The sequence below is a fragment of the Rhizobium sp. BK591 genome, from assembly GCF_014195045.1.
Lineage (GTDB): Bacteria > Pseudomonadota > Alphaproteobacteria > Rhizobiales > Rhizobiaceae > Rhizobium > Rhizobium anhuiense.
Genome location: NZ_JACIAZ010000005.1, coordinates 168,960 through 193,364, shown reverse-complemented (window position 1 = coordinate 193,364; position 24,405 = coordinate 168,960). Strand labels below are relative to the sequence as shown.

At 59.5% G+C, this 24,405-nt stretch carries 24 protein-coding genes and 1 pseudogene; 9 read left to right on the top strand and 16 right to left on the bottom strand.

The features are described 5' to 3' along the window. Nucleotides 1-10: 10 nt before the first annotated feature. The 10 genes and pseudogenes from FHX10_RS22915 to FHX10_RS22870 form a co-directional block, all read right to left on the bottom strand. Nucleotides 11-1,813 (bottom strand): adenine deaminase, encoded by a 1,803-nt coding sequence (locus FHX10_RS22915; RefSeq protein WP_063473799.1) that lies wholly within the window; start codon nt 1,811-1,813, stop codon nt 11-13. Nucleotides 1,814-1,976: 163 nt separating this feature from the next. Beyond that, nucleotides 1,977-2,147: pseudogene (locus tag FHX10_RS22910) on the bottom strand (ornithine cyclodeaminase family protein); the annotation flags it as partial. Nucleotides 2,148-2,623: 476 nt separating this feature from the next. Further along, nucleotides 2,624-3,037 carry a DUF3830 family protein gene (locus FHX10_RS22905; protein WP_063473798.1) on the bottom strand — a complete coding sequence of 138 codons (414 nt, stop codon included), beginning with the start codon at nt 3,035-3,037 and terminating at the stop codon, nt 2,624-2,626. Continuing rightward, nucleotides 3,034-4,467, bottom strand: coding sequence for a dihydropyrimidinase (gene hydA, locus FHX10_RS22900; RefSeq protein WP_063473797.1), 1,434 nt, complete (start codon nt 4,465-4,467; stop codon nt 3,034-3,036). The genes FHX10_RS22905 and hydA overlap by 4 nt, the downstream gene beginning before the upstream one ends. Before the next feature lie 11 nt (nt 4,468-4,478). Further along, nucleotides 4,479-5,207, bottom strand: coding sequence for an amino acid ABC transporter ATP-binding protein (locus FHX10_RS22895; RefSeq protein ID WP_063473796.1), 729 nt, complete (start codon nt 5,205-5,207; stop codon nt 4,479-4,481). Then, entirely contained in the window at nt 5,204-8,152 is a 2,949-nt protein-coding gene (locus tag FHX10_RS22890; RefSeq protein WP_088930325.1) for an FAD-dependent oxidoreductase, read from the bottom strand. The genes FHX10_RS22895 and FHX10_RS22890 overlap by 4 nt, the downstream gene beginning before the upstream one ends. After that, complete coding sequence (gene dapA, locus FHX10_RS22885; protein ID WP_063473794.1) at nt 8,149-9,039, bottom strand: 4-hydroxy-tetrahydrodipicolinate synthase; 891 nt, start codon at nt 9,037-9,039, stop codon at nt 8,149-8,151. Before dapA ends, FHX10_RS22890 begins: the two co-directional genes overlap by 4 nt. A 15-nt stretch (nt 9,040-9,054) precedes the next feature. After that, on the bottom strand, nt 9,055-9,747 hold the full coding sequence (locus tag FHX10_RS22880; RefSeq protein WP_063473793.1) for an amino acid ABC transporter permease: 693 nt from the start codon (nt 9,745-9,747) through the stop codon (nt 9,055-9,057). Nucleotides 9,748-9,824: 77 nt separating this feature from the next. Beyond that, nucleotides 9,825-10,661 (bottom strand): ABC transporter substrate-binding protein, encoded by an 837-nt coding sequence (locus tag FHX10_RS22875; protein WP_063473792.1) that lies wholly within the window; start codon nt 10,659-10,661, stop codon nt 9,825-9,827. Nucleotides 10,662-10,776: 115 nt separating this feature from the next. Then, complete coding sequence (locus FHX10_RS22870) at nt 10,777-11,430, bottom strand: GntR family transcriptional regulator (protein WP_176707326.1); 654 nt, start codon at nt 11,428-11,430, stop codon at nt 10,777-10,779. Nucleotides 11,431-11,542: 112 nt separating this feature from the next. Between FHX10_RS22870 and FHX10_RS22865 the strand changes: the two genes are divergently transcribed. After that, a complete protein-coding gene (locus FHX10_RS22865) occupies nt 11,543-12,226 on the top strand; it encodes a GntR family transcriptional regulator (protein ID WP_063473790.1) in 684 nt (227 codons plus the stop codon). Between the two features lie 136 nt (nt 12,227-12,362). On the opposite strand, the gene FHX10_RS22860 is transcribed toward FHX10_RS22865, so the two are convergent. From FHX10_RS22860 to speB, 5 genes are all read right to left on the bottom strand, one after another. Further along, on the bottom strand, nt 12,363-13,334 hold the full coding sequence (locus FHX10_RS22860; protein ID WP_063473789.1) for an ornithine cyclodeaminase family protein: 972 nt from the start codon (nt 13,332-13,334) through the stop codon (nt 12,363-12,365). Nucleotides 13,335-13,491: 157 nt separating this feature from the next. After that, nucleotides 13,492-14,139 carry an amino acid ABC transporter permease gene (locus FHX10_RS22855; RefSeq protein WP_063473788.1) on the bottom strand — a complete coding sequence of 216 codons (648 nt, stop codon included), beginning with the start codon at nt 14,137-14,139 and terminating at the stop codon, nt 13,492-13,494. Then, nucleotides 14,136-14,804, bottom strand: a complete 669-nt coding sequence (locus FHX10_RS22850) for an amino acid ABC transporter permease (RefSeq protein ID WP_063473787.1) — start codon at nt 14,802-14,804, stop codon at nt 14,136-14,138. The genes FHX10_RS22855 and FHX10_RS22850 overlap by 4 nt, the downstream gene beginning before the upstream one ends. Nucleotides 14,805-14,945: 141 nt before the next feature. After that, nucleotides 14,946-15,743: a transporter substrate-binding domain-containing protein gene (locus FHX10_RS22845; protein WP_047615601.1), complete on the bottom strand. Its 798-nt coding sequence runs from the start codon at nt 15,741-15,743 to the stop codon at nt 14,946-14,948. An 84-nt stretch (nt 15,744-15,827) separates the two neighbouring features. Next, nucleotides 15,828-16,889 (bottom strand): agmatinase, encoded by a 1,062-nt coding sequence (gene speB, locus FHX10_RS22840; protein WP_063473786.1) that lies wholly within the window; start codon nt 16,887-16,889, stop codon nt 15,828-15,830. A gap of 260 nt (nt 16,890-17,149) precedes the next feature. Here speB and FHX10_RS22835 point away from each other — a divergent pair, with 260 nt between their 5' ends. The 6 genes from FHX10_RS22835 to FHX10_RS22810 all read left to right on the top strand — a co-directional run bounded on the left by FHX10_RS22835 (nt 17,150) and on the right by FHX10_RS22810 (nt 22,646). Further along, nucleotides 17,150-18,226, top strand: a complete 1,077-nt coding sequence (locus tag FHX10_RS22835) for an extracellular solute-binding protein (RefSeq protein ID WP_063473785.1) — start codon at nt 17,150-17,152, stop codon at nt 18,224-18,226. A 93-nt stretch (nt 18,227-18,319) separates the two neighbouring features. Continuing rightward, nucleotides 18,320-19,204 carry an ABC transporter permease gene (locus FHX10_RS22830; protein WP_063473784.1) on the top strand — a complete coding sequence of 295 codons (885 nt, stop codon included), beginning with the start codon at nt 18,320-18,322 and terminating at the stop codon, nt 19,202-19,204. Continuing rightward, nucleotides 19,201-20,040 (top strand): ABC transporter permease, encoded by an 840-nt coding sequence (locus FHX10_RS22825; protein ID WP_047615593.1) that lies wholly within the window; start codon nt 19,201-19,203, stop codon nt 20,038-20,040. Before FHX10_RS22830 ends, FHX10_RS22825 begins: the two co-directional genes overlap by 4 nt. 10 nt (nt 20,041-20,050) lie before the next feature. Beyond that, the gene (locus tag FHX10_RS22820) at nt 20,051-21,115 is read left to right on the top strand and encodes an ABC transporter ATP-binding protein (RefSeq protein WP_063473783.1); all 1,065 of its coding nucleotides are present in this window, start codon (nt 20,051-20,053) and stop codon (nt 21,113-21,115) included. A gap of 132 nt (nt 21,116-21,247) precedes the next feature. Next, the gene (locus FHX10_RS22815; RefSeq protein WP_184390351.1) at nt 21,248-22,117 is read left to right on the top strand and encodes a LysR family transcriptional regulator; all 870 of its coding nucleotides are present in this window, start codon (nt 21,248-21,250) and stop codon (nt 22,115-22,117) included. A 175-nt stretch (nt 22,118-22,292) separates the two neighbouring features. After that, entirely contained in the window at nt 22,293-22,646 is a 354-nt protein-coding gene (locus FHX10_RS22810; RefSeq protein WP_097543624.1) for a RidA family protein, read from the top strand. Nucleotides 22,647-22,806: 160 nt separating this feature from the next. On the opposite strand, the gene FHX10_RS22805 is transcribed toward FHX10_RS22810, so the two are convergent. Beyond that, on the bottom strand, nt 22,807-23,301 hold the full coding sequence (locus tag FHX10_RS22805) for a hypothetical protein (protein WP_047615589.1): 495 nt from the start codon (nt 23,299-23,301) through the stop codon (nt 22,807-22,809). 315 nt (nt 23,302-23,616) lie between these two features. On the opposite strand from FHX10_RS22805, the gene sdhC reads away from it, so the two are divergent. Together sdhC and sdhD are read left to right on the top strand one after the other, a co-directional pair. After that, a complete protein-coding gene (sdhC, locus tag FHX10_RS22800; protein ID WP_047616030.1) occupies nt 23,617-24,012 on the top strand; it encodes a succinate dehydrogenase, cytochrome b556 subunit in 396 nt (131 codons plus the stop codon). A 10-nt stretch (nt 24,013-24,022) separates the two neighbouring features. Beyond that, nucleotides 24,023-24,403 carry a succinate dehydrogenase, hydrophobic membrane anchor protein gene (sdhD, locus tag FHX10_RS22795; protein WP_047615588.1) on the top strand — a complete coding sequence of 127 codons (381 nt, stop codon included), beginning with the start codon at nt 24,023-24,025 and terminating at the stop codon, nt 24,401-24,403. Nucleotides 24,404-24,405 lie beyond the last annotated feature (2 nt).

Sequence of the window (24,405 nt, the reverse complement as noted above, 5' to 3'; positions counted from 1 at the left end):
TTTTTGCCGGTCAAGCCTTTTCGAAGAGCGGCGAGATCACCATGTCCGGCACCAGCACCAGGCCCTTGTCGGTTATCCGGATTTCCGGGATGACCGACAACGGGATGAGGTTGAAGCCCATATAGGCGATGGTGCAGCCTGCCTTTTCCCATTCGAGCTTCAAGGCCTTTACTTCGTCCGCGACCTGGTGCACGCGCTGGTCGGACAAGAGCCCGGCGATCGGCAGCGGCACCATGGCCGTCACCTTGCCGTCCATGACGATACAGACGCCACCCTGCCTTTCTTCGATCGCGTCCAGCGCCACCTGCATGTCGGCGGCATTGGTGCCGGCGACGATGATGTTGTGGCTGTCGTGGCCGACCGAGGATGCGACCGCGCCTTGTCTGAGCCCGAAGCCGTTGAGCAGTCCGTGGGCGACATTGCCGGCTGACTTGCCGTGGCGCTCCACCACCGTCACGAAGCAGAGGTCGTGCCTGTCGAAATGCGCCTGCCAGTCATTGGCCGGCTCCAGCGTGACGGTGACGTGGCCGAGGGTAATGCCGGGCAGCTCCGGCTTGATCGTATGAGCGACGACCGTCTCCGTCGGCAGGTCCGGTGTCAGCTTGAGATTTTTGGGCAGCTTGACCGTGTGGTAGGCGGCATCCGGATAGCGGTACGGTTTCGACATAGCTTCGTCGAGGATCGGCGTGATCTTCTTGCCGTCGACGACGAGTTCGCCACCATACCAGGTGCTGACCGGCGTAAGGTCGTCGCTGAGAAGCACCAGATCGGCCCGGCGCCCGCCGCCCAGACCGCCGATTTCGCCTTCCATGCCGAACCGCGTCGCGCCGTGCAGCGAACCCATCGCCCAGGCCTCTTCCGGCCTCATGCCGTATTTCACGGCTTCGCGCGTTACCCAGTCCAGGCCGAAGGCGAGCAGATCTTCCGCATCACGGTCGTCGGTGCAGACGGCGACGCGCTTGTGGGAGGCGCCGAGCTCGGTGATCGTCTTGATCGCCTGCGGCAGCGAATGCCAGGGAGTCGTCGGCGGGCCGCCGCGCAGGAAGATCCACACGCCGGCTTCCAGCAGGTCGTCGGCAATATCGCGGTCGATGGCTTCATGCGTGTCGGTAACGCCGGATGCGGCATAGGCGGCAACGAACTCTCGTCCGTAGACATGGCCCGACACCGGCCTGCCGCGCTCGAGTGCTGCAGCCAGGATCGCATGGCTGCGCTCGTCGCCCATCGCAACGGGGACGAAATCCATCTTCTCACCGAGAGCCACGGCTTCCGGCCATTTGTCGAACAGGGCGGCGATCTTGTCCGGCGTCAGGTCGCCGCCGGCTGTTTCCAGGTCCGGCGTCGTCGCCGGCACGGTGCTCGGCACGGTCAGGAAGATCGACAGCGGCGCCTGCCGCGCATCCTCGAGCATGGCCTCGACGCCGGCGACGTCCATGACGTTGCCGATCTCGTGGCTGTCGCAGAAGATCGTCGTCGTGCCGTTGAGGAGTGCCGCTTCCGCATAGGCGCAGGCCGTGACCATCGAGGATTCGATATGGATATGCGGATCGACCAGGCCGGGGGCGATGATGCCGCCTCTGGCGTCGTAGAGCTTGGCGCTCCCGCCTCTGTAGCTGCCGGCCGGCTTGACGGCTGCAATGCGGCCCCCCGAAATCCAGATTTCGCGTCCGTCGAGAAAGCGCTCCGAATAGGTAGACAGGACGCGCGCGCCCTGGATGACCAGGTCGGGTTCGCGACGAGCTGAGGCGACATCCGCAAGACGGCGGGTCATGGTCGAGAGCGGCTGAACGGAGAAGCGGGTAAGCGTGCTCATGAAAACCTCATTTCCAGGACTCGGGGAGGACAGGCCAGAGTGTAGGGAACGCCGTCGGGGGAGGGAAGCACGAATAGTTCTTGCTTCTGGCGCGGGTCCCTGGCTGCTGGAACCGGGCAACAGCCGCGTTCCGATCATGCGCGATCGCCCGGGCCAGAAGGCGTCAGCCGGCAATCAAGGCGGCTTCATAGACCATCGTCGCGGCGGCAAGATCAGCCAACGCCGTTCCGACTGCCTTGTAGAGAGTGATCTCGTCGTTGGACGTCCGCGCTGGAACATCCCGGCGACACAGCTCGTCAAGTGTTGCACGCACCACATCTGTGGAAAGGACACCGCCTTGACGGGAATAGAACCGTGTGCACAGCACCGCCTTATCTGCTCAACAGGGGTATCACAGCGTCATCGCGCATCACCACCTCTATATGGGCGCGGAATGCTGAGAGACGGACGAGGAGGACTTGGCGGCGAAGCCATGAGTCTCTGTAGAAGAGACATCTTACGCGGTTTTGGCTGCTTCTGCGGCGGAGGCAGTTCTTGCGCCGCTCTTTTCGCAAGTTCGAAGTCAAAATCAAAAGACATTTCGGGCCTCGTCCACCATTTGGAAATCTCGAAGACTAGAATGCAGGAAACGTGCCAACCGCTACGTTAGGCGGTGCTGGCACGCCGGCGTCAACCCTGTCGTCTCGCGCTATTGCGCCTAGAACAGAATGATTTTAGGCCGCGTCGGCCTAAAATCTGAATCCTGTTCTAAATTAGATAGTTAGAGCATGATGTCATCCGAAAACCGCCCACACTTTTCGGCATCATGCTCTAGGATACGGCCTCAAATCGAATGGATTGCGCGCCTTCCCACAGCGTGAGGCGCCCTATTTCGGCGAGTTGGTCGAGATTGGATGTGATTGTGATGAAATGATTGCCAGCCAGTTGGCCCATTTTCGATGAAAAATCGACACCTCCATAGGCAAGCAGGATTTCCGTTTCGCTAATGCCTCCTGGGTAAAGGATGATATGACCGGGGGCCGGATGGCTCGTATGGTTCTCATAACCGACGCCGAAATCATGGTCGCCAAGCGGAATCCAAACGCCCTCGCCAGACCAGCGAACGTGCACGATTTTACCATCGAACGGCATCTGCTTGATGAATGCGTCACAGGTTTTGGGCGCTCTGGCAGTTTCCAGGACAGCGTCGAAGATGAATGGCCCTGCTGTAATTTTCAGTTTCATGATGTCGCTCTTGTTAGATTTGACCGTTTGTTGATTTGTCTCGCCGCGGCTTTCCGATATTGCCCGTGGCCCTTAGTACCCACTAGGACGCCGTTTTCGACCACAGGCTTTCCGGCGACAATTGTCGTTATCGGCCAGCCGGTGATCTCGATCCCCTCGTAGGGCGAATAGTCTGCGCCATCATGCAGTTCCGCATGACGGATGGTCCGCTCGATGGTTGGATCCCAGATCGCGATGTCTGCATCCGCCCCTACGGCAATCGTTCCCTTTTGTGGATAGAGGCCATAGGTCTTTGCATGGTTCGTTGATGTCAGGGCGACAAAGCGCGGCAGATCGATGCGCCCGGCCATGAACCCTTGCGAAAATAGGATGGGAAGGCGGGTTTCGACGCCTGGAATGCCATTGGGGATGTGCCTGAAATTCATGCGACCTTTGGGATTAAGCTTCCCGTGCTGGTCGTCGTAACGGAATGGACAATGATCGGATGAAAAGAGTTCGAATGCCCCGGTCTCGATCCCGCGCCAGCATTCCTTCTGGGCATCTTCATCGCGCGGCGGCGGAGAGCAGACAAGTTTGGCGCCCTCCCAATCCATGCCGTCGAGGTCCTTGGCGGTGAGCGTCAGATATTGCGGGCAGGTTTCCCCGACGACTTTGACGCCTCTCATCCTTGCGCGAGCGATCTCTTCCATGGCCTCGCCGTTCGAGACATGCACAATGACAACGGGAACGTCCACGATTTCGGCCAGCGTCAGGGCGCGGTGCGTAGCTTCGCGTTCGACGGCGACCGGACGGGTGGAGGCATGAGCGCGTGGGGCAACGTCGCCCGCCAGCTCGTGTTTTTCGATCAGGAACCTGATTGCGTCCTCGTTTTCACAATGGACCATGACGGTGGCGCCCGTCCGTCGCGCGACATCGAGCGTCTTCAGGATCTGTGCGTCATCAAGGCGCAGGCTCTCATAGGTCATGAAAACCTTCAGCGACGGATAGCCGTCGGCCACAAGCGCTGGCAACTCCTGCCCCAGCACGGCGTCGCTCGGGTCGGATATGATCAGATGAAAACTGACGTCGGTATAACACTGGCCCTCTGCGAGCGCATGATAGGCCGTTAGCACCTCTCGCAGCGACTTGCCCTTTTCCTGAAGGCAGAACGGCATGACGGTCGTATTGCCGCCGAACACCGCCGACAGCGTTCCGCTCTCGAAGTCGTCCGCCATCTCGATCCCGTCGCCCGAAGGCTGGGAGATATGGACATGGCTGTCGATGCCGCCTGGAAGGACATATTTGCCCGAGGCGTCGATCGTGTGCGCAGCGCCCGACAGGCTTTGCCCGATCTGGACAATCTTGCCGTCTTTAATGCCGATATCCGCCTGGAAAACATCCGCAGCAGTCGCCACCGTGCCGTTCTGAATGATGAGATCGTAGTTGCTCACAAGCCTGACCTTCAGTGTTGCAGGATTTTGCCAAGGAAGGCTTCGGTTCGTGGGTTGTGTTTTCCCGCGAAAAACTCCTCGCTCGGACGATCCTCGACGATCTCGCCCTGATCGATGAAAATCACGCGTGTCGCCACCCGGCGGGCAAATCCCATCTCATGGGTGACGACCATCATCGTCATGCCGTCCTTTGCCAGTCCGGTCATGACGTCGAGCACTTCGGAAATCATCTCTGGATCAAGCGCGGAGGTCGGCTCGTCGAAGAGCATGGCGAGCGGATCCATCGCGAGCGCCCGCGCGATCGCCACGCGCTGCTGCTGCCCGCCGGAGAGTTGGCTTGGATATTTTTTCGCGTGGTCCGTCAGCCCGACCCGATCAAGAAGCGCCATGGCCTTGGTGTGAGCTGCCGTTTCGCTGCGGCCAATGACAATCTTCTGCGCCAGCATGATATTGTCGATGATCGTCAGATGAGGAAACAACTCGAAGTTCTGGAAGACCATACCTACCCGCGTGCGAAGGTTCGGCAGGTCGGTCTTCGGGTCGCCGACTTCGATACCATGCACCCGGATCGAACCTTCCTGAAACTGCTCGAGCCCATTGACGCATTTGATCAATGTCGATTTGCCCGACCCCGAGGGACCGCAGACAACCACGACCTCACCGCGTTCGACGTTCACCGAGCAGTTCTTAAGGACAGCGAACTGTCCATAATATTTGGTAACGCCAGTGATCTCAATCATGCCCGGCCTTTCTGGAAACGCGCGATGGAAAAGGGTTGCAAGGCTCTATCGGTCTCGCGACCGAGAACGAGCCGAGATGTTAACTGGCCGACAATCGGGCCGAGCGTATAGCCGTTTGAAGTGACGGCGTTGAAGAACCCCGGCATTGACGGATGTTCGCCGAGGATCGGCGCACCGTCGATGTTGATGTTCATCGCCGCCCAGCTTCGGATGACGTGAAGTTTGCGCAGAGCAGGAACGACGTGCTGGGCAACCCAAAGGTTCCCCTCAAGGCTCGACAGCAGCGGGCGTGGATGTTGATGGACGGGATCGAGGCCTGCGGTCCAGCCACCGCCGATGATGAAGTTCCCGTTTGCCGCCTGCTTCAGGGTCAAATGGCGGTCGGCATGGGCGACGAGACACGAGATCAAAGGTGCTGCGGCCTCGGTAACCACCATCTGCAGCGGAGCACCAAAGACCGGCACGTCGACACCGAGCATCGCGCCGATCCTTGAAGCGAAGGCTCCGGCTGCATTGACGATGCGTCTTGTCCGCAAGATGCCCCTCGATGTCTTGACCTCGAACCCGTCGTCCGAGGTTCTTATTCCGGTGACCTCGCAATTTTCGAAGACTTGCGCGCCGTCTCGCCGTGCCGCCTCCAATATATATTGCGTAGCGACGAGAGGATTGATCTTGCCCTCCTGGGAGCAGTAGGCAGCGCCGACGAAATGAGAAGACAGAGCAGGCTCCAGGCAGCGCAGTTCCTCTTGCCCGATCAAGCGGCAATCGATCCCGGCCGCGCACTCCACCCTGACCTTTTCCGCCAGAAAACGCATGTGGTCATTGGTTTCGGCCACCATGAGGCCGCCTGTAACCTTCATCTCGAAATCCTGTCCGATCTCGCTTTGCAGCGCGGCCCAAAGAGCGATTGAATCACGCTGGAGGGGAAGCGTTTGAGCGGCCGCTCCGCCGCCACCTTCGGCACGGGCACCGTGGTCGAAGGAAAGCAACTGGGCATGAAGGCTTCCTGCATTACCTCCAGATGCCAGCGAGTTCGCAAAAGCGCGCTCCACCACCACAACGTCCTCGCCTTCCCTGGCAAGGAAGAGCGCCGTCGAAAGGCCCGCAATGCCTGCGCCGATTACCAGCGTGGACGTTTCCGTCACCGGCAAAGCTTGAGAATTCGCCACTGGGGGTTTTTCCGGCAAAAGTGCGCGCTTGTGGCCGCCCCATTCCGGCTTTTCGACCGCAAGCGCCGCCAGCGGAATAGGTCGAAGTGGCATTTGCGGAGCCAGAAAACCGCTTGTTTCGCCAGTGAGGTGCCGTTCTTTCGTGACGTCAGCGATCGCTTTGCCGCAGTAGCGGCTCTGACATCGCCCCATGCCCGCACGCGACAGGCGCTTTAATGTCGAAATGTCCTGCGCACTATTTGCGCTGAGCGTCCTCAAGACACCGTAAGTCACCCCTTCGCAACGGCAGATCAATGCATCGTCTGGCAGAATTGCCGTCTTTGTCCCTGCATCGTCCTTCGGCGCAAAGACCTGCCAAAGGGCTTCTTGAAACCGTCGATGGCGGGCAAGCCTTTTCACCACGCTTTCGTCAGTTTGGACAAGGAGGCCCAGTTTTCGCGCAATCGCCGCGGCGGCGATCTGCCCTTCTGCCATCGCAACATGCGCGCCGCCGAAATGCGCCGCTTCACCGACAACATGCACGTTTGCAAGCGTTGTCTGACCGTCGAGATCTCGCACTGCCCGCAGATCGCCGCCGACGACCTCATGGCCGCAGCCGAGCAGCCGGGACAGCTCATTGGAGGATGCGAAATTGCCGCCGATAAGGACCGTGTCAGCTTCGAGATTGGTCTCACCGCTTGGTCCGGCGAAGGTGACGCTCTCCACACACTGAGAACCGTTGATCGAGGTAAGCACGCTATTCCAGCCTATCTTGACGCCCGCGGACCTGAGCGTTGATATCTGGCGCAATCCGTGACGGGCGAGAGCGGGATCCGTTGTCAGAAGGCCGAGGGCTGCGACAGGCCGAGACCACGGTGGCGGTGCTGCTTCCAGCAAAGCGACTATGGAGGCTCCCGCCTTTCGAAGTTCGTTTGCGACCTGCATATTCAAAGGACCGTTTCCGGCGATGATGATCCTTCGGCCGGGAACGGTTCCATAGCTCCTCAGCAACGTCTGGGCGGCCCCTGTTGTCATCGCACCAGGAAGTGTCCAACCCCTCACTGGCGTTGGGCGTTCGTAGGCCCCCGTCGCGATGATGAGTATTTTCGGCTTGCAGTAAAACGCATGGCCGGACCCATAGCAGGCGATAATAGGCGAACCGTCGTCGTCACGTGCGGCACCCCACACCACTGTAGCGGTTAGAAATGTCACGTCATGGTCGCGCACTTCCCCTATAAGCGCTGCGCCGGATAAAGCCTGCTCGTCGCCACTCAATCGCTCGGCGGCGCTGCGTGTCGAGGGTTGCTTGAAATACTGCCCGCCGGCAGACGGCCGTTCATCAATGACAGTCACCTTGGCGCCGGCCGCAGCAAGGACCTTAGCTGCGGCCAGTCCCGCAGGCCCCGCTCCGACAATGAGAACGTCCATCGTCCTTGTCGCTAAGGAATGCGGCACACTGCAGAGATCGGCAATCTGACCAGTGGCAAGGTCGGGCCGCGCAGCAGGACGCAGGACCTGCATGTCCTCACCGACGATGGTCATGCAGGCCCGCTGGCTGACTTTCCCGTCGATCGTCACGAGGCAATCGTGACAGACACCCATTCCGCAGAAGAGGCCACGGCCTTCGCCTTTGATGCCTCGGGAAAATTCATGCCGCCCCGTCGCCTCGATGGCAGCGGCAACAGACATGCCCTTTTCGGCAAATATCTGCAGACCGTCGACCGAGAGCCTGACCCGCGCATCGTCGGGTCTCAAGCTCTGGTTTATGGAAGCGACGGGCATCATGGAATTCCTCAGGCGCCGAACGTCAGACCGAAATCGGCCACCAGCGTCTTCATGGCGGCGTCCTGCGCGGGCGGCAACGGTAGGCGCGGCGGCCGCGGCAGGCCTGCGCCAAATCCCATGTGGGTCAGCAGTGACTTCGTTCCTGCGACATAGGCCTGGCCGCCGACCGCCTGAATGACGGGCAACCATTTGAGGTAAAGCTCTCTTGCCTCATCGAACTTTTTCTCATTTGCAACAAGTTCGAAGATCCGCGCCATCGGTCCTGGCGCAACATTTGAAGCCACTGCCACCCAGCCCTGCGCACCCATAACGAAAGACTCAAACCCGAGAATACCGCCAAACACAGTCATATCGTCGCCAGCCAGCCGGATGATATCGCGCACGCGTGTCACTTCGAGGGTGGACTCCTTGATATAGTCGCAGCCGTCGATTTCGGCGATGCGCTTGACCAACTCCGGCGTCAGGTCGACGTTTGCGGTCGCGGGATTGTTGTAGACCATAATCGGGATGGCCACGGCAGACGCAATGCTCTTGTAGTGATGAACGAGTTCGTCATCCGTTGGGGTGGAATAGAACGGCGGAATAATCATGACACCGTCAGCTCCCATTGCCTCGGCCTTGACGCTAAGGCGAATGGACTCCCGCGTATCTTCCGCTCCCGTGCCGATCAGAACAGGCACTCGTCCCGCGACAGTTTCTATGACGATCCTCGCCACACTATCGCGCTCATCCTCGCTGAGCGATAGAAACTCACCCGTCGATCCAAGAGGGATCAGGCCATGGATACCTTCCTTGACCTGCCAGTCGGTAAAGGCAGCCAGCCCCTTCAGATCTACCGCGCCGCTGGGATCCAAGGGCGTAATCATCACGGTGTAGACACCGCGGAACGTCTTCTGCATTTGAAAATCCTGGTTCTAGCGCTTCTCGTTAATGGAAAGCCGAGATCCGGCTTGACCGAGACGCTTTTCGATGTGGCTCTGGAAGAAGTCCCAGAGTGTTGTGAGGAGGAGGTAATAAATCGCCGCGACAGCAAACAGTTCGAGCACCATGAACCGCTCCTGGATGAGAACCTGAGTCCGGCGAAGGAGTTCTTCGACCGAGATGACGGAGGTGACAGAAGTCGTTTTCAAGAGACCGTTCACCGAATTGCCGAGAGGCGGAACAATCACTTTGAAGGCTTGCGGCATCACGATGTAGCGCATGATCTGACGCTCCGTCATGCCGAGCGCGCGCGCTGCCCTGGTCTGGCCTTCCGGCACGGCTTCGATACCGGCGCGAATGATCTCCGCGAGATAAGCTGCCTCGTTGAGAGCCAATCCGAGCAACGCCGCTTCTATGACGGTGAACTTGATGCCGAACAGCGGAAGCGCCGTATAGATCGCAATCAACTGTACGAGAAGCGGCGTGCCGCGAAAAAGCCAGATATACGCCTTGGCAATGTAGTATGGCATCCGCCGCGACGATCGCCGCATCAATGCAAGAGCAAAGCCCAGAATAAGCCCCGCAACCAACGAGACGATGGTGAGCCAAACGGTCGTGAACACCCCGCCAAGTATAAAGGGGTTGAACAGATAACCGAAAAAACCAGACCAGTTCCAAAGCGACATGAAGACGACTTTCTGCGAGAGGTTTGGCGCGACGTGGTCGCGTCCCGCCTCATCTCTAAACGATCTTTGAAATCAGTTCAGCGACCGGGGCCTTTGACCGAATAGTCACCCGCGACCATCGGCAGACCGTATTTGTCAAAGAGCGCCTTCAGAGATCCATCCGCCTTCATGTCTTTCAACGTCGCAGACACGGCATCAGCCAAAGCCGGGCTTTTGAATGCGACAGAAACCGGAGCGGGGTAGAGGCCACTGATTGCCCGTTTGAAGTCCCCGCGAGAATCGTACTCCTTGGCGACGGCGTCGATCGACACGACACCCTGCACCTGGCCCGCCCGCAGAGCCTGGTAGGCCAGGGCGAAATTATCGAACGTCTGGATGGTCAAGCCTTCTTTGCCAGCGTCACGCAGTTCCTTGTCGAGAAGGCGTGTCTTTGTTTCCTCGAAACCACCAATTTCGACACCGATCGTCATGCCGGCCAGATCATCTTTTGCGGCGACGTTTTTCTTCGAATCTGGTGCCACGGAGATGCTGATGGCCTGATCTTCATAGGGGATCATCTGCATGATCTTGGCGCGTTCTTCGGTGAAGAAAATGCCCGTATTGATCATGTCCCAGCGGCCAGCCTGCAGGCCCGGAACCATCGCGGAGAATTCGATGCGGACATATTCGGGCTCAAGGCAAAGGCGCTTGGCGATCTCTTTGCCGAGGTCGATGCGCATGCCCTTCAGATCACCCGTGGAGTCGATGAATTGGAGCGGCGGAAGCGTTGGATTGGTCGACATGACGAGCGTGCCGGGCTTGATCAACTCGCCTGCCGCCACTTTTGGTTCGCAGGATTGAGCGAAGGCAAAAGACGCTGTGATCGACAGGAAGGACGCGGAAAGAATGCTGCGAGAGAAGTGTGAACGGAGCATGGAGAGCCTCTGGAGTTCGGTTCTTTATCGTTGGATCCCAACCTTGCATTCAAGTGGGATCCCACTTTTATACAAAAGTTCACCGTTGATGCAAGTGCATTCTCAATTCATCGATTCAGTAGTTTGCTAGGACGCCCTGACGTACGACTTCGAGATGATCGGTCATGGCTTGGCGAGCCGCCTCGGCATCGCTGGAGGCCAAGGCAAGCAGGATCGCTCGATGTTCTCGCACGCCCGGCTTCGCGCGTACGACAGGCAGCTGTCGCTCGAAGATCGTTGTGTAGCGCCGCATCTCCGCGATCGTGGTTGCCATAAAGGGGTTGCGGCTCTCGCTTGCGATATAGTTGTGAAGCGCATCGTCAAACGCCCAGACTACCTCAGGGTCAGGTTCGGGGTCGTCCTCGATCTCGTCAAGCATCCTTGTCAAAGCGTCCAGTTCAAGTCGCGAAACGTGGGGACTGGCGAGCGCGGCCGCAGTTGGTTCGAGCAGCATCCTCATGGTGAGGCTGTCAAGGTAGTCCTTGAGACTGATGACCCTGACCGAGAGAACGCCTTTTTCGTTTCTGACAAGAAGTCCTTCCCCTTCGAGACGTCCCAGCGCGTGACGCATAGGAGAACGCGAAACAGCATGTTTGGTCGCCAGGCGACGTTGCTGGACGACCGATCCCCCCGCGAGCCTGGCTGATAGAATATCGGCCAGCAGGGAACGGTAGGTTTCGTCAGCAAGGCTGGAGTCGCCAACTTCATTCAGACCATCGTCCATCTGCACTCGTTCCAGTCCTTTTCCAAATCGGCTATCATATGTAACAAGTGATCGCGTAAGGAAAGCACGATGCCGCGTCGAGCGGCCAACGACCTAAAGAACAAGGAAATGGCAAACGGTGACAGACGCCTTAGAGGCCTCGGGTCGGAAAATTGCGGAGAAAGGGCAGCATAATCTTGCATCGCTGACCTACAAGGCCGTGTCCGACATGATCCGGCATCGCCGGCTGAAAGGCGGGCATGTCATCGTTGAGGCAAGGCTTGCCGAGACACTTGGGATTTCGAGGACGCCGCTGCGGGAAGCGCTGCAGAGGTTGGAGGGCGAAGGCCTGGTTCGCAAGGGCGACGGCCGAAACTACGTCGTGCGACAGGTGGATGTCGGCGAGTATCTTCAAAGCTTGAAACTGAGGTTGTTGATCGAACCTGAAGCAGCAGTACTGTCGATAAACGCTATTCCGCGACGACTTTTGATGAGCGTCCGGCAGGAAATCCACGACCTTCTGGACGCCACGGCGTATCACACAGACGCCCATTGGTTCTCGGACGACAATCTCCATAATATGATCATCGATCATTGCGGCAACGCGGTAATGGCCAAGGTACTACGGGAGCTTCGGGCGACCACGCGTCTCTTCGAAATTGACCGCCTGAAAGATCGCCTGAAGCCGGACTCCACGGAACACCTCGTTATCATCGAGGCGATCGACCGGGGCGACGTCGAGGAAACTCGCCGAGCTGTCGCCCACCACATCGAAAGCTTAATCGCATTTACCCGGATGCATCTACACGTCGCTGACCTCTAGCGATCGAGTGGACCGTAGGAGCAAGCCCGGTGAAACGATGATGGAGCCTCAATCAGAGGCTTTTGTTCGAGTCAAAGTCCTCGATGCCTCGATCAGCCATCTTCTTTTCGCTGGGCATCGCCCGGACCAAAAGACGTCAGCCGGCGATCAAGGCGGCTTCATAGACCATCGTCGCGGCGGCAAGATCAGCCAACGCCGTTCCGACTGCCTTGTAGAGCGTGATCTCGTCGTTGGACGTCCGCGCCGGAATATCCCGGCGGCACAGCTCGTCAAGTGTCGCACGCACTGCATCTGTAGACATGACGCCAGCCCTGATCGGCTGAACCAGATCGCCCGCTTCGTGAAGGGCTTCGTGCGTGTCGATATAGACCGAGGAGCGCCGAAGCGCTTCTTCATCGGCCTCGCGCATCGCCGGCGTGAAGCCGCCGATCAGATCGACATGGGTGCCCGGCTTCAGCCATTCGCCTCGGATAAGCGGTGCGGTCGCCAGCGTCGCTGCGCTGACGATATCGGCTTGCCGCGTCCCGGCTTCCAGATCCGTGACGGCGGTGGCCTGGAGGCCGCGTCGTCGGAGGCTCTGCGCCAGCCGTTCCGCGCTGGCGGGATCGATATCCCAGATATCGACATGCGCGATCGGCCGGACGGCGCGGTAGGCATCGGGTATGAGGCTCGCGACGCGGCCTGCGCCGATCACCAGCAGACGGTGCGCGTCCTTTCGGGCAAGATAATCCGCGGCAAGGGCCGATGCCGCCACCGTACGGCGCGCCGTGATCGTGTTACCGTCAAGGAGCGCAAGCTGCATCCCGGTCCGGCCATCATAGAGCATGTAGGTCGAGGTCAAACCGGGAATGCCGCGCGCCGTGTTTCCGGGAAAGACGGTAACGATCTTGATGCCAAGGTAGCGCTCCGACCGGTGCGTTTCATGCCAGGCCGGCATCAGAAGCAGGGTCGCATCCGGCTCGCCGCTATTGGCTATCGTGTGGTGATGCCGTACCGGCACAACACAGCCTTCGGCAAATGCTTGCCGCAAAGTCGCAACCAGCGCGTCGAAAGGCAGAAACTCGCCCGTTGTCCGGGCATCGAGAATACGGATTTGTGTGTCGGTCATTGAAGCGATCTCTCAGTGAGTTCTGACTGCTGGATAAAGCGAGTTCTGTGTGATTGAACGAGGCCGCGTCGCCGCTGCGCGGCGCACCAGCTTTTCAACCGGCATCGGCCCTTTGGACACTCCGTTGCGATCGGAATGCGGGGCAACTCGGCACCGCTCAGCCAAACGCCGCCTTCTTCTCCAGAATTCTGGCGTATTGCGTCAGCGGATAGCACAGGGCGAAGAAGATCACGGCGACGAGACCGTAGACCTTGAACGGTTCGAAGGTCGCGTTGTTGATGGCGTTTGCGGTCTTCAGCAGTTCTTCGAAGCCGAGGATCGAGGCCAGTGCGGTGCTCTTGATCAACTGAACCAAGAACCCGACGGTCGGCGCGCGCGTGATCCGGAAAGCCTGCGGCAGGATGACAAGGCGAAGTTCGAGGAGACGGTGCAAACCCAGGCTGGCTGCGGCGTCCCATTGTCCGCGCGGCACCGCCTCGACGCCGCTCCGCCAGATTTCGGCCAGATAGGCGCTGGCATAGAACGTCAGGCCGCAGACGGCGGCAGTCCATGACTCGATGCGGAAACCCAGCATCGGCAGGCCGAAGAACATCAGAAAGAGCTGCATCAGGAGCGGCGTTCCCTGAAACAGGGCAATGTAGCCGGACGCGAAGCTGCGCGACCAGCGCGTTTTCGATATCCGTGCAGAGAGGATCGCCAGGCCAACGATGGCGCCGCCGGCAAAGGCTGCGAGCGAAAGCAGCAGGGTCCAGCGTGTTGCGAAGACAAGATTGCGCAGAATGTCCCAGAAGGTGAACTCAATCATGCCAGACCGGCTCCCAGAAAACGGCGTTTCCCGGCGAAAAGAAGCCGGCGAAGTGCGGCGGACATCGAAAGGTAGATCAACGTCGCCACCAGATAGGTCTCGAAGGAGCGGAAGGTGCGCGACTGAAGCAGATCGGCCTCCTGCGCCAGCTCGCGGACGGATATTTGCGAAACCACCGCCGATTCCAGCATCATGATGATGATCTGGCTCGTCAGCGCCGGAAAAATGATGGCGAGCGCTTGCGGCAGAATGATCTTGAAGAACACCAGCCGAGGTCTGAGGCCGAGTGCCTGTGCCGCCTCCTTCTGGCCTCTCGGTATGGCATCGAGCCCGGCCCCGACCACCTCGATCGTGTAGGCCGCCATGTTGAGGGTCATGGCAAGAACTGCGGCAGAGATCGGATCAAGGCGAATGCCGAGGCTGGGCAAGCCAAAGAAGATGAAGAACAGCTGCACCAGGAATGGCGTATTGCGCATGACTTCCACATACAGGCCGACGGCCTTGCGCAACCATGGATAAGGTCCCCGGCGCGCGGCCGCGCCGAGAACGCTGAGAACGATCCCGAGGACCGATGTGGAGGCCGTCAGTGCAAGCGTCGTGCCCGCGCCATAAGCCAGAGCGCCCATTCCGTCCCATAGCCAATTGAAATCGAGGCTGTATCTCATCGCTTGTCCTTTGGAGCCGGATGACCTGGGCTGGGTCGGCCCGAAATCTCGATCCGCCTCTCAACCAAAGAATTGGAGCATGATGCCGCCGGAATCGCTTGCGGTTTTCGACATCATGCTCTGGTGAGGGGGAGGCCGACCTCAGTCCTTCAGGTTTTCAGGGTTGAGCGGTGCTTTCAGCCAGCTCTTCGAGCTTGCGTCGAGTGAACCATCGGCAATCATTGCGGCGACGCTATCATTGACGGCCTTCTTCAGGCCTTCCTCGCCCTTGCGGAGTGCGATGTGCGAGGGCGAGCTGAGGAGCTGGAATTTCTGCTCCGGCTTCAGTTCGTCCTGTCGTGCCAGAACCTGAGCACCGACATCGTTGCCGACGACCATCAACTGGGTCTGGCCGGATATGAAGGCCTGGATGACCGAATTGTAGTTCTCGAAACGCTGGATCGCGGCCGAACCGGGGGCGGCGGCGGTCAGCGAGGTGTCTTCGAGCGTCCCGCGATTGACGGCGACGGTCTTGTCGGCAAGGTCTTCCTTGCCGCTCACCTTCAGCGCAGCCGGACCGATGACGGCGATATAGTAGGGGGCGTACGGGGCGGCAAAATCGATAACCTCGGCACGCTCCTTCGAATAGCCGACGCTCATCAGCAGATCGACGCGGTCGTCGTTCAGGTAGGCGATCCTGTTCTGACCAGTCACGCTCACGAGATTGAGTTTCACGCCGAGCCCGTCGGCGATCTTCTGGGCGACGTCGACGTCATAGCCTTTGATGCTCATATCGGCGCTTGCCGAAGAGAAGGGCGGGAAATCGGAGAAGATGCCGATGTTGATCTCGCCTGCAGCTTTGATATCGGCAAGTTCGTCGGCCTGTGCGGCCCCTGCCAGGATGCCGAACACGGCAATTGCTGCGGTGGCGGCGTAGCGCAATTTCATAAGAGCAGTCATGTCGTTCCCCTTTTTGAGACGTCTTGTGCGACAGGTGATGGATGGCAGCGGACACGAGGCACGCTGCCGGTGTGAAGCTGGTTCTCAGGTCACGTTTGTCCTGGCCGCGGGACTGAACATCGCGAGGCACAGGAGTTCGAACAGGACCTGCGCGGCGATCTGCGCGGTGTTGGTGGTGTTGTCGTATTGCGGCGCGATTTCCACGACGTCGCCGCCGATGAGGTTGATGCCTTTGAAGCCGCGCAGCAGGGTCAAGGCCTCCCTCGGCTGAAGCCCGCCCACTTCTGGCGTGCCGGTTCCCGGAGCGAAGGCCGGATCAAGGCTGTCCACGTCGAAACTGAGATAGGTCGGACCGGCGCCGACAACCTCCAGAGCCTTTGCGATCACGGCCTTGAGACCCATCTCCGCCACCTCTTCTGCGTGGATGACGGTCATGCCGGAGGCAAAGGAGAACTCCCAGAGATATTCGCCGCCGCCACGGATGCCGATCTGGATCGTCCGCTTCGGATCGAGCACGCCCGCCAGAACCGCCTCGCGGAACGGCGCGCCGTGATGGAACTTGGAGCCCTCATAGGGACCTGCGGTGTCGCAATGAGCGTCGATGTGGATCATGCCTACCGGCCGGCTGGCCGCCAGGCCCTTGAGAATGGCGCCGGAGATCGAATGGTCGCCGCCGACCGACAGCGGAATAACCCCGGTTGCCGCGATCATCCGGTAGCAGGCCTCGATATCGGCATGGCATTCGGCCAGGCCGAACCGGCTGCGCATCGGCACGTCGCCGACATCGGCGACTTTCAACCCTCCCATCGGCGCGACACGCAGAACATGCTCGTAGGGGCCGACACGCTCGATCGCCCGGACGGCCCGCGGCCCCAGCCGCGCGCCGGCGCGATTGGTGACGCCGAGGTCCATCGGCACGCCGATCAGAGCCACGTCAAGCGCCTCAAGCACCTCGGGCCGCAAGCCGTTCTCGATGAAACGGGCGTCCAGAAAGGTCGCAGGATCGGCAAAGGGCCATTTGCGGCTGTCGCCGTCCTTGAACACGCTCGCCGCCACGGCGCGGAAGTGCGGATCTTCCATCTCCCCGCCTGCGGCGCTGCCGAAGCGCTTTCTCAAGTTTTCCAGAAAATCCCGATCAATGGTCAAGGCAGGCTCCCACGTATTGATGCAGCCGTCATCATCAGCGCCGCACGCTTCTCTTGGAACCGCGAAAATTCGAGAGGGGATATAACGATTGCTGATAGCTCGGATCCGCCGAGGCGCCGCGATGCGGGTCGTGCATTCATCGGTATGTTCAGAAAACTTTATAACCCGGCGAGAATTTTCCCACTACCGCGGTCGGCAACCTCCCAGCAGTCTCCGATACGAACGGTCCGGCAGAGGGCCGACAACAAAGGGAACCTACCATGTTGCACGATATGACACGCCGCCGCTTCCTCGGATCCGCCGCTGCCGCGGGGATTGCCGGCACGATGACCGGGTTTGCGCGATCCGCCGCAGCCGGCAGCGGCAATCTCACCGCCGTCGAATGGGGCGGCGATGTCGTCGAAGCCATGAAGCAGATTGCCGCCGACCAGAATGCGGCGACGTTCAACTGGGTTCTCCATCAGGGTGGCGCGGGCGCGATCCTGCCAAAGATCAAGGCCGTCTGGCCGAATGTCGACTACGACTACGTCGCCGGCTGGGAAGGCTCATTCAACAGCATGGTGAAGGAGGATTGGCTCGAGACCATCAATCCTGCCGATATTCCCAACCTTGCGAATATTCCCGAGAAAATCATCATTCGGGACGGCAAGGGGAATATCAAAGCGGTCCCACGCGCCGTTGGCGGCATGTATTTCGGCGCCCGAACCGACACGGCTCCGATCGCTGTGAAGACCATCGATGATCTGCTGAGCCCCGATCTTAAGGGGGCGATCTGCTGGCCAGGCCCGACGCAGAGCATGATGCTCCAGATCGTCGCGCTCGCCCTTCACGCCGGTGGCAGTGAAACGAATATGGAGCCCGGATGGAAGCTCATGACGGAACTGGCGAAGTCCGGCAATATCGGCCGCGTCGCCATCACCGATATCGATTTCACCAATTCGCTGACGTCGGGCGAGACCTCCGTCGGCTTCTTCGCTGAGCCCGGCTGGGCGGCCGTGGCGAAGAACTTCCCGGTTACGCGTTTCACCAAGGACAGTAACTTCAAGGCCTTCCTCTACCAGAGCGGTTTCGGCGTGTTGAAGAATAGGCCGAACACCAAGGCAACGCTCGATTTCGTCAACTTCGCGATCAGCCCGGACATGAACTCGCTCTACGCCAAGGTGGCGGGCGAAGCGCCGTTGAACAGCAAGGCGGTCACCCCCGACAATCTCAAGCATCTCTCCTTCACGCCGGACGAGTTTTCGAGCTTCGTCTATGTGCCGGACTACAATGTCGTTCTCGAACAGCAGGATGCCTGGTCCAAACGCTGGGAACAGGACATTGCTCCGTTGCTCTAAGGCACCTCGCGGCAGGTTATCGAAGGCGCGACGCGGGCTTCGATAACCTCCCTTTCTCATGCCCCGCAAGGGCGAGGAAAAGGCTGTTCCACCATGACCAAAGCAAGGCGGCAACCCGTTGCCATTTCTATTCCTGATCGCCGAGATGTCGCCCTGACGCTCGGACCAGCCCTGCTGGTGTTCGCCTTCGGTTTTCTGTCGCCATTAGTCAATCTGGCAATCGAAAGCTTGAAGGAGTTTACGCCGGGGCGCGTCGGTTCCGTTGAAAATGCCGCGGCGACAGTTCAAAACTACTATGAGCTGGCAAACCAGGCGTTTGCGAGCGTCCTGCTGACGACTTTCTGGATCGGTGGAGCTGCCGCGATCATCGGCCAGCTCGTGGCATTCCCGCTGGCCTACTTCATCGTACGGCGCATTTCCCCGCGGATGCGGGCGCTCACTCTCGGCTTTTTGATTACGCTTGTTCTCTCCAGCGTCCTGATCAAGACCTATGCGATCGAACTGACCTTCGGGTCGGTCGGCATCTTCCGCCCCTTCCTCTTGACACTTGGCCTTTCGCCCAACAGCCGCGAATATATCAATATCGTCGTGACTGCGGGTCTGGTTCACTCGATCATACCGGTCGCAACGCTGACGCTGATTGGCGCGATGCAATCGATCGATCCGCGTCTGCTCGATGCAGCCCAGTCGCTCGGCGCGCCGGGATGGAAAGCCCATCTGTCGATCACGCTTCCCCTGAGCTTCCCGGCTCTGATCTCAAGCACGCTTGTCTCGCTGACTTTCGCGATCAGCGCCTTCGTCATTCCCATGGTGCTCGGGAGGGGCCGGGTGCTTTTCATATCGAACGTCATCTACACCCGGTTCAGCGATATCGCCAACTATCCGAGCGGCGCGGCGATCTCGCTCGTCATGCTTGCGGCGGCGTTGGCGGTGGTCGCTGTCATAACGTTTGCGCAGGCCTGGAAGGTTTCCCGATGAGCAGACAGTCTCTTGCAGCGCGAACCGGAGACCGGATCGCCGTTTCCCTTGCCTACGGTGTCATCGGCCTTGGATTGGCGTTCCTCGCCATCCCGTTGGTGATAACATGCATCATGGCTTTCGACGCCAGGACCTACCTTGGTCCAATGCCGCCACCTGCCTTGTCGCTTCACTGGTTCGAACGGCTGGTTTCCCAGGCGGATATCCTTACCAGCCTACGCACCAGCCTCATCTTGGCGGTACTCACGACGGTTCTGTCCGTCACGATTGGAACTGCGGCGGCTGTTGGCCTTGCCCGTGGCAATTTTCCAGGAAAGGCGGCGCTGACTTCGGCCTTTCTCTCGCCACTCATCGTCCCGCCCGTCGTCATTGGATTCGGCCTGCTGCTTTTTCTTTCCAAGGCCGGCATCACGAATGGTATGGCGCGCCTGCTCCTCGGCCACGTGATCGTGACGTTGCCCTATTGCATAAGGACCAGTCTCGCCAGCCTTCTCGGCAGCGATCAACGATTGACGGAAGCCGCAATGGTTCTCGGCGCCACCGAGCGCCAGGCCTTCTGGACCATTACCCTGCCGCTCATGCGGACGGGCGTCGTCACCGGGGCGATCTTCGCCTTCGCCATTTCAATAGATGACGTATCGATCAGTCTCTTTCTGAGCGATCCGTCCGCAACGACCTTGCCTGTTACGCTGGTCAGCAACATGCGGGCGGCTTTCGACCTGACGATCGCTGCGGCGGCCGTGGTCCTGATTGCCGTCACCGCGTTGCTGATCGTCGTGCTGGACCGGGTCGTCGGCTTCGACACTGTCGTCGGCCAGGGTTTGTTTCGTTCTTGAGGACAATACGATGATTTCTGCCGTGGAATTTCAAGGGGTCAGCAAGCGCTTTGGCGAAACCGTCGCCCTCGGTAATATCTCCTTCTCGGTGAATCCAGGTGAAACAATCGCACTGCTCGGACCAAGCGGCTGCGGCAAGACCACCATTCTTCGGCTCATTGCCGGATTCGAGCGGCCCGACAAAGGCTCGATCTTGATCGACGGCGAGCCGATGGCCGGATTGAAACCCTATGAGCGCAATGTCGGGCTGCTGTTCCAGCATTACGCTCTTTTCCCGCATATGACCGTCGAACAGAACATCGGCTACGGACTTCGCCATCGCAACCATCCGCCGGAGCAAATACCTCGCCGCATTGCCGAGATGCTTGAGCTCGTCCGGCTCGTCGGTTTCGGACAGCGGCGGCCGCACCAGTTGAGCGGCGGCCAGCAGCAGCGTGTTGCGCTGGCGCGGGCGCTTGCCACCCATCCGAGCCTTGTTCTTCTGGATGAGCCCTTGTCGGCCCTCGACGCCAAGCTTCGGCATGAGTTGCGCACCGAATTGAAGGATGTGCTCGCCGCGGTCGGCTCGACCGCAATCGTGGTAACCCACGACCAGGAAGAGGCGATGAGCCTGGGAGAGCGCATATTCGTGATGAACCGTGGAGCAATCATGCAATCCGGCAGGCCGGATGATGTGTATTGGCGTCCAGACTCGCGTTTCGTCGCGGATTTCATGGGACGGACGAATTGGATTCACGGCTCGATTTTGGCCGCGGGCGGATCGGCGCGCAAATTTCGCTCCGAATCCGGCTGGGAGTTTCCGGTCGCGTCCACGGGAAGCCTTTCCGGTGCCGCCGAGATTTGCGTGAGGCCGGAAAGCGTCGAGATATCGTCCGGCGCTCCGGGAGCCGGGGCCATGCCCGGACGCGTTGCCGACGTTGTGACACTCGGTGCGTTCAGGCATATCGTTCTGGACCTCGTCAGCGGTGACCGCATAATCTCGGCTTGCCCTAACCGTCCAGACATAGCCTTTACTCGCGGGCAGGAGATCAGCGTTTCCATTCCGCCGGAGGCATGCGTCCTCTTCGCGCGATAAGCTGGCATTGACGGGACGCAGCTTGCGCTGCGCCCCGGGCAAAGGATCGCCGGTTGCCGTAAGAACATGGTTCGTCCAATATCTGCTTATCGGCAGAGAGGCCCTCGGCTCTCGAGCGCCACAAAGTATGGAATGCGGCTCCTGATGCTTGATCTTGATTCCTATCTGCTTCGTGCATTTCTGACCGTCGCGGAGATCGGCACCGTCAATGGAGCAGCCGCCAAGCTGAACAGAACGCAGGCGGCGGTGAGCATGCAGATCCGCAAGCTGGAGGAGCTTGTCGGCGTTACGCTGTTTTCGCGTTCGTCAAAAGGCCTCGAGCTCACGAGCCATGGGCAGATCATGCTGGCTTATGCCCGCGAAATGGTCGCCCTCAGCGACGAGGTCGAGAAAAGGCTGACAGGCAAGATGATCGAGGACCGCATCCGCCTCGGCGTCGTTGAGGACTTCGCAGCCGGCCACCTGATCGACATTCTTAGCGACTTCAGAGCCCAGAACCCGAAGGTCGAGATCGATATCATCGTCGAGCCGAATCGACGCCTCGCCAGCCTGTTTGAAGACAGGAAGCTGGATCTCGTGGTTTGCGACATCACCTGCCTCTCGCGAAAACCGACCCTGATCTGGACCGAATATTTGATGTGGACGGTCAGATCCGACTCTGTGGCGGATGCGGAAAAACCGCTTCCCATCATTATGTTTGAGGAGGAGTGTCCCTGGACGCTCCCGACGATTGCCGCTCTGTCTCAGCGGAACATCAAGTGGAAGACGGCGTGCGTCGCATCGACGCTGGTGGCCATGGCGACCGCGGTTCGCGTCGGTATCGGTATCGCACCGATGATGCTCAACACGAAACCGGAGGGCTGCCGGACGCTTGACAAATCGGCGGATCTGCCCGGGCCGGTGCGCATCGAGATCGGTCTCTATGCTCAGTCCGAGACGGCCGAGGGCGCGCGCTACCTTGTGGACTTCATTTCGCGGCATACGGCCATTTTGTCCAGCTAAAGCCTTGAGCCAACAGAATGCTTCAATCTGACCAGGAAGGCTTTAGGAGCGTTCAGCTTCTATTATATCGGCTCAACTTAATTCCCTCTACCGGAATGGCCAGCCAAGCCCCACAGTGATTCCAATGAAGGGTCGAACGGCCCAATCTCAAGCATTCATGGAAGTCGCGAATACGATGATGGGGCAAGCCAAAGTTGACGAAACTCTCCTCGCAGATGCCGCCTATCTGCCCGGTCAGGTCGCAAACCTGACGAGAGGAGCGAGCGTGACGGCGCAAACCAACGAAATACTGGAGCGCATCGATGACATGCTGCTGCGCGAAGGGACCGATAAGGCGGAGATCATTCTCGCCAACATTTGGCTCAGCGACCTTGCCTCATTCGAGGAAATGAACAGAGCCTGGGATGCTTGGATGCCGGATAGCGGAACGCCACGGCGGGCGACGTTTGAGGACAAGAATCTCCCGCCGATGTGCGCCATCCGTATTGACGTAGCCGCGTCGCGAAAGAGTGGGGCCGGGCAAATTTGAGCCGCCGGCGTTCGTCATCTTCATATTCCTGTCAGCAAAGCTGACCAGGGAAAGGCTCTAAAGCGCGTCGCGTCAAATCGGAATCATGCGACGCGCTTTAAGTCATTGTTTTATGCATGTCGTTGTCCCAAAACCGCTGTACACTTTTGGGCGACATGCATTAAGGCCGGATGATGCAGACATTGGCCTCGTAGGCGCAGGGATCGTCCTGCACGGCGACGTCGATGACCTTCGCCTTCGGCGCCAGCTGTTCAGGCCGCGGGGCCGGATAGAAACCATAGCCGTCGCCGCCGACATAGGTTCCGCCATCGACCTGATAGGCATAGGAAGAGCCGGCATAGGTGCCGCCGCTGTCGCCACCCTGCGCTTGGGGCAGGACGAAGATGAGATTGCTGCGGGCGATGCGATTTGTCGCCGGCGATGAAAACTGTTTCAGGAACGGCATCCGCTCTTTGCGGTTGCGATACCGATAGGCATTGTCGAAACGGATGCCGCGATCGCGCCAACCGACACGTTCGCCGAGGAACAATCCGCCGTGGACAGCGTGGCGATGGCCGGGAAAGCGATGATCGCTGCGGCGGTCGCCGGCTTCGGCGGGCAAGGCGGCAAGTGCGGACAGGGCAAGCAGGGTGACTGCGGACAAACTGCGAAACATGGGTGGCCGGCCTCCGGAATTCCGATCCTTAACAAATCGTTAACGCCAGATTGCGCCAAAAGCCGAAGCTTGTCCATTCAGGTCCGAGCATCGGCATCAAATTTGAGCGGAAGAGACCAGTTTCTTTAGCCTGCAAACTTCCCGGTAACGCGAATCGATTAAATTAAAAGCAGACAGCGATTGTGCTTGTCGTCGGCGTTTCCGGTGATTAAACGTCGCAATTGATGCAACGCACACAGAGAATTTTGTCATTCGTGTGGTTGACTGAGCATGCTCCGAAATCCGGGAGCGCAGAGAAGCCGCCGCGAGGTTCTGATGGCGAACGTGACAAATAACCGGCCCCTATCGCCGCATCTGCAGATTTACAAACCTATTCCCACCATGATCATGTCCATCGTCCACCGCATTACCGGTGGCGCGCTCTACGTCGGCACGCTGCTCGTCGCTTGGTGGCTGATCGCGGCGGCAAGCGGCCAGGGCTCCTATGACTGGGCCAACTGGGTGCTCGGCAGCCTTCTCGGCAAGCTCGTGCTTCTCGGTTACACCTGGGCGCTGCTGCACCACATGCTCGGCGGCTTTCGCCACTTCATGTGGGATCTCGGTTACGGTTTCGGGAAGGAATTCTCGACCAAGCTCGCCATCGCCAACATCATCGGGTCGCTCTGTCTGACCGTGCTGGTCTGGGTGATCGGCTTCCTCATTCGCTTCTGAAGGTCCTCTCATGGATATGCGCACCCCCCTCGGCAAGGTTCGCGGGCTCGGCTCCGCCAAGGACGGCACGGACCATTTCTGGCGCCAGCGGCTGACGGCCGTCGCCAATGTTCCGCTCATCCTCTTCTTTCTCATCTTCATGCTCGTCTATGCCGGCGCGCCTTATGCGGATGTGGTTCGCGCGCTGTCGAACCCCTTCGTCGCTGTTGTCATGGGGCTGATGGTGATCTCCGGCGTCATCCACATGAAACTCGGCATGCAGGTCATCATCGAGGATTACGTGCATGGCGAGTTCGGCAAGATCGCGCTGCTGATGCTGAACACGTTCTTTGCGATCCTGATCGCCGGCCTCTGTCTCTTCGCCATTCTGAAAATCGCATTCGTAGGATAAGC